Below are 11,816 nucleotides of genomic sequence, written 5' to 3'. Positions count from 1 at the left end.
CCATTTGTAACAGGTCGAATGAGGTGTGATCGAGAACGTGTTCAGGCCCGGCACAACGCGCCCGGAGGCGAAAGGGAACGGCAGCATAGCCAAGCCGCCCCTGCGCACGCCGGTGTCGGCGATGGTCTCCTTCTGGGGCCTGATGCGCGCCTACTGGTTCTCGGACAAATGGAAGGAGGCATGGAGCCTCACGCTGGTGGTGGCATTCCTCACCGCGCTTTCCAGCAAGGCGGGCGTATGGTTCGCGGAAGCCTCAGGCGAGCTGATCAACTCCATCGCCTATTTTCACAGCTCCACCAGCGATGCGCCTTTGGCCACGCTGTTGGGCCATGCCGCCTTCCTTGTCGCCCTGGTCGTCTTCAAGGATGCCGGCATTACCGGCACCAAGAGCTTCGTTTCCGCCACACTCCACCGGCGCTGGCGCGGCTGGCTGAACGGCAGGTTCAACGACGCGCTTCTGGATGCGAACCACACGCATTTCCATGCCCAGAACGGCGCGGACACTGCCCCCGACAACATCGACCAGCGTGTTCAGGAATCCATCAAGGGCATGACCGGTGGCGCCATCGGCCTCGCCATGGGCGTCATGGCGGTGGCGAGTTCTATCTTCTTCGTCGGCCAGAAGCTGCTTGAAACCTCCACCGAGATACGCGGCTTCGAATTCCTGGGCGAATATGGCAGCGTCGTCTTCGCCCTTCTCGCCGTTGCCGCCTATGTTCCTGCGAACACATGGATCGCGGTGAAGCTCGGCGGAATGCTTGAGCGGCTTTCGATCAGGATGCAGAAGGCGGAAGGCAGCTATCGCGGCGAGCTTTCGACGTTGCTGCGGCGCAGCTTCCACGTTGCCTCCGCTCATGGCGAGGCCGTGCAAAGGAACATGCATGAGCGCCTCTACACGGAAATAGATCGCACCTGGGGCCGGTTGAACTGGGTCAACGCCGGCTATGGCTCATTCGAACGCATCTACAATTTTGTCGGCGCGCGCGTCATTGCCTACGCTCCGGGGCTGCTGCCTTTCATCCATGGCCGCATCGACCTGAAAGGCTATATCACCGGGGCCGAGCTGGTGAATTCGCTGATCAGCCAATGTTCATGGTTCATCCACGTCATGCCCGCAATCGCGACGTTGCGCGCAAACAGCCGTCGCGTCATCGATCTGGCGCAGGCCATCGAAGGCGTGCAGGATCCGGTCGAATTCTATCGCCGCACCGGCGAGTGCGACTTCCGCTACATCACGCAAAATCCCGTATTCGGCCTCAGCATCCAGAATCTGCGCCTCAGCCATCAGGGCCGGGACAGCGAGCCGTTCCTCATCTGCGAGCGGCTCGGCTTCCGGCGCGGCGAATGGACCTTCCTCCGGGGTGAATCCGGCTGTGGCAAGACCTCGCTGATCAAGGCGCTCAACAGGCTGTGGCCCTATGGACGCGGAACCATCGCATTCCCGCAAGGGGTGGCCAGCTTCTACGCGGCGCAGGAAGTGAAACTTCCGCCGGTCACGCTCAAGGAGCTGGTTTGCCTGCCGGAGGCGCAGGACAATCATAACGACGCCACCGTGGCGGCGGCGCTGTACAAGGCCGGTCTCGGCGAATTCATCGGGCATCTGGGCGACGAGGCACGGGCAGGCAAGAGCTGGGACCAGCTTCTGTCCGGCGGGCAGAAACAGAAGCTCGTTCTGGCCCGCATCGTGCTGCACCAGCCGGGCCTGCTCTTCCTTGACGAAGCGACAGGCGCGCTCGATCCCGAAAGCAAGATCGCCTTCTATCAGACCATCAGGGACAATTGTCCCGGCGTCACCGTCATCAGCGTGATGCACGAATCCGCGCCGCCACGCTCTGCCGCCGGCGAGGAGTTCTACCACAGCGTCCTGACCATCGCCGATGGCATGGCCACGAAGGAGCCGCTGACGCCTGCCCTGCCCGCCGAGCTCACCGAAATTCTCACCCAGCAGCCTCCCATCCTTGCGGATGGCTGGCTCGGCCTCGCACGGCGGCGCCTGAAGACCGCCAGAAGCAACTGAGCTTCCTGTGACAGGTAGCTGTCTTATTCCCGGTTGACTTGGGCTCTTACTCTCCTATGTTGCGACCGCTCGCGGCCTTCAACCAAACCTGCGAGCGGAAAGGTCAACCACGCCATGTCTGGCGACAGTTACAGTCGAATAAAATCGCCGTCTGCCTGATGTGACCCTTCCGGGCTCGCCTCCGGCCGACGGCAAGGAGTGAGCCCATGAACAAGTTTTCGCCCACCGTCCGTGGCGATGCCATCGCAATCGCGCGCGTTCTCGCCAACGATCACGTCGCAGATATCGTCGAAGCGCTCAACAACGAGCCTCGCGAACTTGCCGCCGAGCTGCTTTCGCAGGTTCCGTTCGAGCGCGCCGTCGAGATATTCGACCAGCCCGAGCTGGACGACGCCCCCGAGCTTATCGCCAGCCTTTCGCGCGATCTTGCCGGCAGGCTGCTTGCGGAAATGTCCGCCGACCGCGCCGCCGACGTGCTGCGCGAGCTTTCCGAGCCAGCCCGTTCCGAACTGCTGCATGCCATGGCGCCGGCACTGCGCCATTCGCTGCTGTCCATTCTGGGCTATCCGGAAGGCAGCGCCGGCTCGCTCATGACCACGGAATATGTCAGCGTACCGCCCGACTGGACCGTCGCGCGCACGCTGGACTACATCCGTCAGGTGGAGCGCACCCGCGAAACCGTCTATGCCATCTATGTGGTCGATCCCGATACGCACCATCTGCTGCGCGCCTTCGGCCTGCGCAAGCTCATCATCAGCCAGCCGGACGAGCGCATCGTCTCGATCGCGTCCGACACCACGCCGGTGACCGTGCCGCCGCTGATGGACGTCGAGCAGGTCGCCCACCTCATTCGCAAATATGACCTTCTGGCCGTCCCGGTTGTCGATGACGACAAGATTCTCGGCATCGTGACCGTGGACGACGTGCTGGACACGATGATCGAGGAGAACACCGAGGACGTGCACCGCTTTGGCGGCATGGAAGCGCTGGACGAGCCCTACATGAAGATGGGCTTCCTTTCCATGATCGGAAAGCGTGGCGGCTGGCTTTGCGCACTGTTCCTCAGCGAAATGCTGACGGCAAGCGTGATGCAGCACTACGAGGTGGAGCTTGAGAAGGCCATCGTGCTGACCCTGTTCATCCCGCTCATCATGAGCTCGGGCGGCAATTCCGGCTCGCAGGCAACGTCGCTGGTCATCCGGGCTCTTGCCCTGCGCGAACTGTCGCTGGCCGACTGGTGGCGGGTTGCCTTGCGCGAGCTGCCGAGCGGAGTCGTGCTCGGCACCATGCTCGGCCTTGTCGGCATGGCGCGCATCGTGCTGTGGCAGTATCTCGGCCTCTATGACTATGGCCCATACTGGCACCTGATCGCGCTGACCGTGGGGCTGGCGCTGGTTGGCATCGTCACCTTCGGCTCGCTCACCGGATCGATGCTGCCCTTCATCCTGAAGCGCATCGGCTTCGACCCGGCCAGCGCCTCGGCGCCGTTCGTGGCGACCCTGGTCGACGTGACCGGCCTCGCCATCTACTTCACGGTAGCGGCCCTGATACTGACGGGCACCATCCTGTAGGTCATGTCACCAGGCGGGCGGGTCAGTCGATCCGCTCGCCTTTTCGCACCCGATAGGACGGCTTGTACATGGTGACGAGTTCTTCCGCCGCCGTCGGGTGGACAGCCATCGTGCGGTCGAAATCGTCCTTGGTGACTCCCGCCTTCAGCGGAATACCGAGGAGCTGCGCCATCTCGCCGGCATCCGTACCCATGATATGCGCACCGACCACCTTGCGCGAAGCGGCATCGACAATCAGCTTCATGAGCATCTTTTCGTCGCGGCCCGACAGCGTATTGCGCATGGGCCGGAACGAGGCCCGATAGACCTCGATTTCCTCAAACGCCTTCGCGGCCTCATGCTCGGGAAGACCAACCGTTCCGATCTCCGGCTGCGAGAACACCGCCGTTGCGATCAGATCGTGATCGGGCGCAGTCGGATTGTTCCTGAAAGCGGTCTCGACGAAGCACATCGCCTCGTGAATCGCCACCGGGGTAAGCTGCACCCGGTCGGTCACGTCGCCGATCGCCCAGATGTTATCGACATTGGTGCGCGAATAGCGGTCGACGAGAATGGCGCCCGTTGGCCCCGTGGCAACGCCGGCGGCGGCGAGCCCCAGCCCTTCCGTGTTGGGCGAACGGCCCATGGCAAGCATGAACTGGTCCACGGTGCGCGTGTCGCCATTGCTGAGCCGCACGTCGAGGCGGCCGTCGTCACGACGCACAACTTCCTCCGCAACTGCGCGACAAACAATTTCGATGCCCTTGTTCGACATCGCCTCCTGCAAGCCCGTGCGCAGGTCGTCGTCGAAGTGGTTGAGTATCTTCATACCCCGATAGACCAGCGTCGTTTCGACACCCAGGCCGTGAAAGATGTTGGCAAACTCGACCGCGATATAGCCGCCGCCGCCCACCATGATCGACTGCGGCAGGGTCTTCAGATGAAACGCCTCGTTCGAGGTGATGCAGTGCTCATGGCCTTTCAGCGCCGGATGGGGGGACGGATGCCCGCCGGTGGCGATCAGGATCTGGTCGGCGCTAACGATGCGCCCGTCCGCAACCAGACGCACCGTATGACGGTCGACCAGCTCGGCACGGCTATCGAGGATCGTCGCGCCCGAGCTCTCGACGTTCCGGCGATAGAGGCCCTCAAGCCGCGCGATCTCCCGATCCTTGTTGGCAAGCAGGGTGTTCCAGTCGAAGCTGGCGGGCGGAACGCTCCAGCCATAGCCGGCCGCATCCTCGAAATGCTCGCTGTATTGCGAGGCGTAGACGAAAAGCTTCTTCGGCACGCAGCCGCGAATGACGCAGGTTCCCCCGAAACGGTATTCCTCGGCGATAGCCACGCGCTTTCCAAGGGCGGCCGCCACGCGCGCGGCGCGCACGCCTCCCGAGCCCCCGCCGATGACGAAGAGGTCGTAGTCGTAAGCGGCCATGTGCGGAATCCTTCAGGCGGGAATGATGCTTACAGGTAGGACGCACCCGCACAAAAGAAAAGCCCGGCGCTGGCCGGGCTTCATACGACATTTGAAACAGGAAGGCGGCTCAGTTGCCGCTCGCGGGAGCCTGCCCCTCGGCCGGAGCCTCCGTGCCGTCTGCCGGCTGCACCTGTGCGCCCGACGCGGACTGCAAGGCTTCGCCAACCTGCTGCGCCAGATCGCGGGCGATGCCGTTCTGCCAGATTTCGGCAGCGCGAACCAGTTCGCGCGACACGATCGGGCCGCTTTCGAGAAGCTTCTTGCCGGCGGCCGAATTGTAGAATGCCGCGATGGCGTTGAGGTCCTCCTCGGAGAACACCTTGGCGTAAGCGGTGGCAGCCTCGCGTTCCAGATCGGCGCGGCGGGAAGCCAGTTCGAGCGCCTTGGCCGAAACCGTGCTGCTGATGAGTTCCTGCAAATTCGGGTTCTTCTGGATCAGGCTGGCCTGAAGCGCGGCGGCTGCCTGCGGCAGGATGCCGTCGAAGGAATCGGTGGCGTTGATGGATGCAACGGCATCGCGCGCGGCCTTCAGATGGCTCTCCGAAATCTCCTGCGCAAAGGCCGGCATGGCGACAGCCAGGGCGACGGTTGCCGCAACAGCGGCTGCAAGATGACGAATCCGGTTTTGAAATTTCATGTTCGCAGGACTCCCTGATTTACCGGACAGCTTGAATTGTCTCGATGCCGTCGCTGCCGGCGACAATCGCCGCAGACGCCAGCCCGATGAAAAGACCGTGCTCCACCACGCCCGGAATGGCATGCAAAGCGTTGGATAGCGCTCTTGTATCCGGAATGCGGCCAAAAGATGCATCCAGGATGAAATGATCGCCGTCTGTAACAAATGGCTGCGACCCCGTCATCCGCAATTTGATGTCGCCCGAAAGTCCCAGCCTCCCGGCTGCGGCGGCAACGGCGAGTTCGGTTGCGCGCAAACCGAAGCGGTTGACCTCGATCGGCAAAGGAAAACGGCCAAGCGTTTCCACGACCTTCGACTTATCGGCGATGACGATCATGCGCGCCGAGGCGGCAGCCACGATCTTTTCGCGCAGCAGGGCGCCGCCGCCCCCCTTGATCAGGCTCAGTTCCGAATCGATTTCGTCTGCGCCATCGACGGTCAGGTCGAGTTCCGGCGTTTCTTCCAGTGTGGAAAGAGGAACGCCCAGTTCGCGGCACAGGGCCGCCGTACGCTCGGAGGTCGGAACGCCGATGACATTCAGTCCGGTAGAAACCTTTTCCGCCAGCAGGCGCACGAACTCTTCCGCGGTCGAGCCTGTGCCGATCCCGAGCCTCATGCCGTCCGAGACATGCTCCAGCGCCTTGCGCGCGGCTTCGATCTTCAGCTGCTTCTGGTCCATCCGGATGTCCGCCCTGTTTCGCGATGCCGGCTCCTACCACTTTTGCCGGGCCGGTCAAAGCTCTGTGTCACTCCCGGCGCGCACGGAAGCTTGCCTGCCGGAACCCGACGGGGTATCGCCCGGAGGAAACAGTATGCAGGGAAAGAAATGGCCAGACCGATCATAGTCTTCGACCTCGACGGAACGTTGGTCGATACCGCGCCCGATTTGATGGACAGCCTCAACCACACGCTGGCCACGAGCGACCTTCCGGCCGTCGACGAACCTTCATTCCGGCGTTTCGTGGGCAATGGAGGACGGGTGATGATCGAGCGGGCGTTCGCCGCGCAGAACCGCCCGCTGACCGCTGTGGAGCATGACCGCCTGCTCCACGTCTTCCTTGAACACTACAGCGCGAACATCCCCGGCAGGTCGAGACCTTTTCCCGGTGCGACCGACGCCATCGCGCGCTTCGAATCGGAAGGCTATATTCTGGCGATCTGTACAAACAAGTATGAAGCAAATTCTCTCGCACTCATCGACGCTCTCGGGCTGAGCAGCCATTTTGCGGCGAATTGCGGCCAGGACACATTTCCCTTCCGCAAACCCGATCCGCGCCATCTCACCGAAACGATCCTGAAGGCAGGCGGCAACCCGGACCGTGCCGTGATGGTGGGAGATTCCCGTACCGACATCGATACGGCCAAGGCGGCCGGCATTCCGGTGGTGGCAGTGGATTTCGGCTACACCGACAGGCATGTGAGCGCGTTCGACCCGTCCGTCGTCGTCTCACACTTCGATGAAATAACGCTCGACCTCGCTCACAATCTCATCAAATCGGCGAATTGAGGCCGCGGACATTCCGGGATGCCATCGGGTAAAAATGTTTGCCTGCGCGCACGCGGGGAGAGGTTGACAGAAAGGGACGCCGCCCCTTATATCGCGGCGCGCTTGGCCGAAAGGTTGCGAGCGGGCGATTAGCTCAGCGGGAGAGCACACCCTTCACACGGGTGGGGTCGTAGGTTCAATCCCTACATCGCCCACCATTTTCCACTTGCGGGAAAATGGTTTTTCTTTCCGATACATCTGTCTGCTTTCCCAAACTTGTTTGCGGTGCAACAAGCGGACCTTCCTTCCTGAATTGACACTCATTAAACCGCAGGCATGCTGATGACGCGGCGGTACAACCGGGCATGATTGGCGGGCGGCAAGAATGTACGAGAAGCTTTCCGAAAGCTTTCTTTCGAGACGGAAATTCCTTTCACGGATGATGGCTCACACAGCGTTCGTTCTGGCGCTGATGGCGGTATCGATACTGGCTGGCGTCATCGGTCTTGTCCTCCTTGAGGGAAAGGGGCTGGAAGACGCCTTGCTGCATTCGGCCTACATGCTGAGCGGCCTGGGTCTGCTGGAGGTTCCCAACAGTTTCGCGGGCAAGCTTTTCGTCGGGCTTTACGGCCTCTACGCCAGTTTGTTCTTCCTTGCCGCGTTCGGGATCATCTTCGCGCCAATCGTGCATCGCATCCTGCACAAGCTGCATCTGGATTGAATGGGTCGACGATCCGTCCATCAAACCCGACTGCCCCTTTCCTCCAAACGAACTTGTGAACGCTGGCGTTCGGCAGCCTGCCTATACTGGAGCGCCGACGAAACCAGGAGGCAAAGGCTATGACGCGCCTTACAGCGAAGGACTTCCCGCTGGAATTGCTCGAACTCTACGATTATTACGCCCACGGAAAGATAACGAAGCGCGAATTCCTCGACCGCGCCAGCAAGTTTACGGTAGGCGGCATGACCGCAGCCGCGATCCTCGCCTCGCTCAGCCCCAACTATGCGCTGGCCCAGCAGATCGAATTCACCGATCCGGATATTATTCCGGAATATATCACCTACCCCTCCCCGAACGGCCATGGCGAGGTTCGCGGATATCTGGTTCGGCCGGCCGCGGCGTCGGGGCCGGTTGCCGGCGTGGTCGTCGTCCACGAGAACCGCGGCCTGAACCCCTACATCGAAGATGTGGCCCGCCGCGTTGCCAAGGCAGGGTTCGTGGCGCTGGCGCCGGATGGGTTGACGTCGGTGGGCGGCTATCCCGGCAATGATGAGAAGGGTCGGGAATTACAGCGGGAGGTCGACCCTGAAAAGCTGATGAACGATTTCTTCGCGGCTATCGAGTTCCTCATGAAACACGACGCCACGACCGGCAAGATCGGCATCACAGGCTTCTGCTACGGCGGCGGCGTGGCCAATGCGGCGGCAGTCGCCTATCCGGAACTGGGCGCTGCCGTGCCTTTTTACGGACGGCAGGCGAGCGCCGAAGACGTGCCGCGCATTCAGGCGCCGTTGCTGATCCACTATGCCGAGCTTGACGCGGGCATAAATGAGGGCTGGCCCGCCTACGAGGCGGCACTCAGGGAAAACGGCAAAACCTATGAGGCCTACATCTATCCCGGGGTCAACCACGGCTTCCACAACGACTCGACGCCGCGTTACGACGAGGCCGCAGCGAAACTCGCATGGGAGCGGACGATCGACTGGTTCAGGCGATATCTTGTTTAGAGCATTTCCGCTTTTCTTCGAATCGCAGAAACGCTCTAACCTTTTGCTTTAGGCAAATCCGAACGCAAAACAGCTTCGCAGTTTTGCTGGAATTGCTCTGGAAACGTCGCGCTCGTTTGACGGCCAGGCGCGGCTGATATACCCGCAGCCGAAGCTGAGGTTGTGGAGTCGTCCCTTGAAGAAGCTTGTCCAGATATTGCTGATCGCCGTGGTCGCGGTGGTCATTTCGGTGGGCTGGAGATGGTACAGCTACGTGACCAATACCGAGACGCCTTATGACGAGGTCGGCATAGAATTCAACAGCCGCATGCCGGGGCCGATCAACAAATGGGGCTGCGACAAGCTCCACACCACATTCGGCAACGTGGCGCCGCCCTACGGATGCGGCGCCAACGATGGCACCCGGAACTGGCGGTAGGCATTTGCCGCAGCCAGCACGCATGCACCGGAGACTGCCGGCGACAGCTACTTCCTGTTCAGGGATGAAACGGCCAGATTGGTGAGTTTGTTGTTGGCGGCCTTTTCCTGATCCAGAATCTCGGTCAGAAGGTTGTGGGCTTGCGTGTTGCCGAGCACCTTGGCCCATTCGCGCAAAGAGCCATAGCGGGCGATCTCGTAGTGCTCGACTGCCTGGCAGGCGGCCAGCAATCCGGCATCAAGCGCGTTGCCGGAGGCTTCTTCCATCAGACCTTCGCTTTCCTTGATGAGCCCTTCGATGGCATCGCATTTCTCGCCGGCCGGATCCACGCCGATGGTCTCGAACACCTTTTTCAGGGTCTGGATCTGGCCCTTCGTTTCCTTCAGATGCCCATCGACCGCCTTTTTCAGATCGGCGCTTTTCACGGCCCTGGAAACTTTCGGAAGCGCTTTGGTCAGCGCAGTCTCCGCATAGTAGACATCCTTGAGCGTATGCTCGAACAGGTTCGCCAGAGTTTTCATCGCTTGGTCCTTGTGAAAGAAGGGAAGCTCCCGCCTTCTTCATGAATGAAGGTGGCCGCTCTCTGGTTCCACTGGGGCTACGCACGCATTGCGAAAGAAGGAGACCCGGCGCACCGCAATACAGGGCGCCGGGCAGGATGTTTCAGCCGCCGCCCCGGCATATTCGTCACAAGAATCGTGTCGGAACAGGAAGTCCGTCAGGCTGCCGGGTCCGGGGGCGAGGTGTCTGCGGATGCAGTCTGTTCGCTGTCGGCCGCCTCGCGTTCGGCCTCCTCTTTCGCGCGGGAACGCTCGATCATCCGGGCCGTCCAGATCGAAATCTCGTAAAGAATGATGGTCGGGACAGCGAGGCCGATCTGGCTCAGGGGATCGGGCGGGGTGAGGATGGCGGCCACGACGAAGGCGAGCACAATCGCCCATTTGCGCTTGTCGACCAGCGCCTGTGATGACAGCAGGCCGACCCGCGCCATCAGGCTGGTGACCACCGGCAACTGGAACACCAGGCCGAACGAGAAGATCAGCGTCATGATGAGGCTGAGATATTCGGACACTTTGGGCAGAAGAGAAATCTGCACCTCGCCCTCACCGCCTGCCTGCTGCATGGTCAGGAAGAACCACATCACCATCGGGGTGAAGAAGAAGTAGACCAGAGAGGCGCCGATCAGGAACAGGATCGGCGAGGCAATGAGGAAAGGCAGGAAGGCGGCTCGCTCGTTCCGGTAGAGGCCGGGCGCGATGAATTTGTAGATCTGCGTGGCGATCAGGGGAAACGCGATGACCATGCCGCCGAACATGGCAAGCTTGATCTGCGTGAAGAAGAACTCCTGCGGCGCGGTGTAGATCAGCTCGACCCTGGTCGGGTCCAGGCCCGCCCAGCTCGTCGCCCATTTGAAGGGAATGACGAGGATGTTAAAAAGCGCCTTCGCGAAGAAGAAGCAGAACAGGAACGCAATGAAGAACCCGCCGATCGACCAGATCAGCCGGGTACGCAGTTCCATGAGGTGTTCGATGAGAGGCGCCGACGACTGGTCGATCTCATCCTTTTCACTGGCACTCACTTCGGCTTCCTCGTCGTCTTGCCTGAACTGCCGGAAGCGCGGGGTTTGGCGGCAGGATTCGCCGCTGCGGGCTTTGCCGCGGCAGCCCCTGAAGCCTTTGTCGTCTTCGGGCTTGCCTTGCTGGCGGATGGCGCTCCGGCCGGGGCCGCCTTAACATCGGCTTTGCCAGACGCGCTCTTTTTCGTTCCCTTGCGCGGCGACTTCGCTGCCTTTGTAGCCGTATCGGCGGCCCGCGCCGGCGGCACGGAAGCGTCGGTCATGGCAGGGAAAGGTGCATCGGCATCGGCCTGCGGCACTTCCGGCACCGGTGTGGCCTTGAGCTTGCCGGCATCGTCGATGCTGCTCTTCACATCAGACGCCGCCTTTTCAAACGGGTTGAGCTGTTTGCGGATTTCCGCCGCCGGATTGAGGCTGCGCAGGGAATCCACGGACTTTTTGACATCCTCAAGCTCGGCTTCCTTCAACGCTTCGTTGAACTGCCGTTGAAAATCATTTGCCATGCCGCGCATCTTGGCCGTCATACGGCCAACGGTGCGCAGCATCTTAGGCAAATCCTTAGGCCCGACGACCACGATCATCACGATCGCGATCACCATCAATTCGGACCAGCCGAAATCAAACATGGCTACTCAACCCGGAAACGGAATTCAGCTCTTGCCGGCTTTTTCCTTGGAAGGAGAAACCGTTTCATCGGAACGATGCTCGACGGTGCGCGTGTCGTCATCGTCGTCAGCCATGCCCTTCTTGAAGCTCTTGATTCCCTTGGCCATATCGCCCATCAGCTCCGGAATCTTGCCGCGGCCGAACACCAGCAGCACGATGACCAGAACGATCAGCCAGTGCCAAATCGAAAACGAACCCATTGCACTCTCTCTCGTAAGTGTT

Annotated in this window: 13 protein-coding genes and 1 tRNA gene; 7 read left to right on the top strand and 7 right to left on the bottom strand. The window is 61.3% G+C overall.

All coding sequences use genetic code 11. The features are described from left to right. Positions 1–121: 121 nt before the first annotated feature. Together DES43_RS09995 and mgtE are read left to right on the top strand one after the other, a co-directional pair. Positions 122–2,017 (top strand): ABC transporter ATP-binding protein/permease, encoded by a 1,896-nt coding sequence (locus tag DES43_RS09995; RefSeq protein ID WP_035025940.1) that lies wholly within the window; start codon positions 122–124, stop codon positions 2,015–2,017. A 206-nt stretch (positions 2,018–2,223) separates the two neighbouring features. Next, positions 2,224–3,588: a magnesium transporter gene (mgtE, locus tag DES43_RS09990; protein WP_035025878.1), complete on the top strand. Its 1,365-nt coding sequence runs from the start codon at positions 2,224–2,226 to the stop codon at positions 3,586–3,588. 22 nt (positions 3,589–3,610) lie between these two features. Here the strand turns inward: mgtE and gor are convergent, their stop codons facing one another. The 3 genes from gor to rpiA form a co-directional block, all read right to left on the bottom strand. Next, the gene (gene gor / locus DES43_RS09985) at positions 3,611–5,002 is read right to left on the bottom strand and encodes a glutathione-disulfide reductase (RefSeq protein WP_035025877.1); all 1,392 of its coding nucleotides are present in this window, start codon (positions 5,000–5,002) and stop codon (positions 3,611–3,613) included. A gap of 109 nt (positions 5,003–5,111) precedes the next feature. Then, positions 5,112–5,681, bottom strand: a complete 570-nt coding sequence (locus DES43_RS09980) for a DUF2059 domain-containing protein (RefSeq protein ID WP_035025876.1) — start codon at positions 5,679–5,681, stop codon at positions 5,112–5,114. 19 nt (positions 5,682–5,700) lie between these two features. Beyond that, complete coding sequence (gene rpiA, locus DES43_RS09975; RefSeq protein ID WP_035025874.1) at positions 5,701–6,399, bottom strand: ribose-5-phosphate isomerase RpiA; 699 nt, start codon at positions 6,397–6,399, stop codon at positions 5,701–5,703. A gap of 147 nt (positions 6,400–6,546) precedes the next feature. Here rpiA and DES43_RS09970 point away from each other — a divergent pair, with 147 nt between their 5' ends. The 5 genes from DES43_RS09970 to DES43_RS09950 all read left to right on the top strand — a co-directional run bounded on the left by DES43_RS09970 (position 6,547) and on the right by DES43_RS09950 (position 9,352). After that, entirely contained in the window at positions 6,547–7,227 is a 681-nt protein-coding gene (locus DES43_RS09970) for a phosphoglycolate phosphatase (RefSeq protein WP_035025872.1), read from the top strand. 122 nt (positions 7,228–7,349) lie between these two features. After that, a tRNA-Val gene (locus DES43_RS09965) sits at positions 7,350–7,424 on the top strand. 221 nt (positions 7,425–7,645) lie between these two features. Then, complete coding sequence (locus tag DES43_RS09960; RefSeq protein WP_051611349.1) at positions 7,646–7,927, top strand: hypothetical protein; 282 nt, start codon at positions 7,646–7,648, stop codon at positions 7,925–7,927. A gap of 119 nt (positions 7,928–8,046) precedes the next feature. Then, the gene (yghX, locus tag DES43_RS09955; protein WP_035025868.1) at positions 8,047–8,934 is read left to right on the top strand and encodes a YghX family hydrolase; all 888 of its coding nucleotides are present in this window, start codon (positions 8,047–8,049) and stop codon (positions 8,932–8,934) included. Between the two features lie 175 nt (positions 8,935–9,109). Further along, positions 9,110–9,352 (top strand): hypothetical protein, encoded by a 243-nt coding sequence (locus DES43_RS09950; protein WP_035025866.1) that lies wholly within the window; start codon positions 9,110–9,112, stop codon positions 9,350–9,352. A gap of 47 nt (positions 9,353–9,399) precedes the next feature. Here DES43_RS09950 and DES43_RS09945 read toward each other — a convergent pair whose 3' ends face one another. The 4 genes from DES43_RS09945 to DES43_RS09930 all read right to left on the bottom strand — a co-directional run bounded on the left by DES43_RS09945 (position 9,400) and on the right by DES43_RS09930 (position 11,794). Then, positions 9,400–9,873: a YciE/YciF ferroxidase family protein gene (locus tag DES43_RS09945; RefSeq protein WP_035025865.1), complete on the bottom strand. Its 474-nt coding sequence runs from the start codon at positions 9,871–9,873 to the stop codon at positions 9,400–9,402. Positions 9,874–10,070: 197 nt separating this feature from the next. Continuing rightward, the gene (tatC, locus tag DES43_RS09940) at positions 10,071–10,871 is read right to left on the bottom strand and encodes a twin-arginine translocase subunit TatC (protein WP_084496466.1); all 801 of its coding nucleotides are present in this window, start codon (positions 10,869–10,871) and stop codon (positions 10,071–10,073) included. Positions 10,872–10,927: 56 nt separating this feature from the next. Beyond that, positions 10,928–11,554, bottom strand: a complete 627-nt coding sequence (tatB, locus tag DES43_RS09935) for a Sec-independent protein translocase protein TatB (protein ID WP_035025862.1) — start codon at positions 11,552–11,554, stop codon at positions 10,928–10,930. A gap of 24 nt (positions 11,555–11,578) precedes the next feature. Next, positions 11,579–11,794 (bottom strand): twin-arginine translocase TatA/TatE family subunit, encoded by a 216-nt coding sequence (locus DES43_RS09930; RefSeq protein WP_035025860.1) that lies wholly within the window; start codon positions 11,792–11,794, stop codon positions 11,579–11,581. Between the last annotated feature and the right edge of the window lie 22 nt (positions 11,795–11,816).

Origin of the sequence: Aquamicrobium defluvii (assembly GCF_004363725.1) — a bacterium.
Taxonomy (GTDB): Bacteria; Pseudomonadota; Alphaproteobacteria; order Rhizobiales; family Rhizobiaceae; genus Mesorhizobium; species Mesorhizobium defluvii.
The sequence above is the reverse complement of the archived record's forward strand: the minus strand, read 5'-3'. Positions and strand labels throughout refer to the sequence as shown.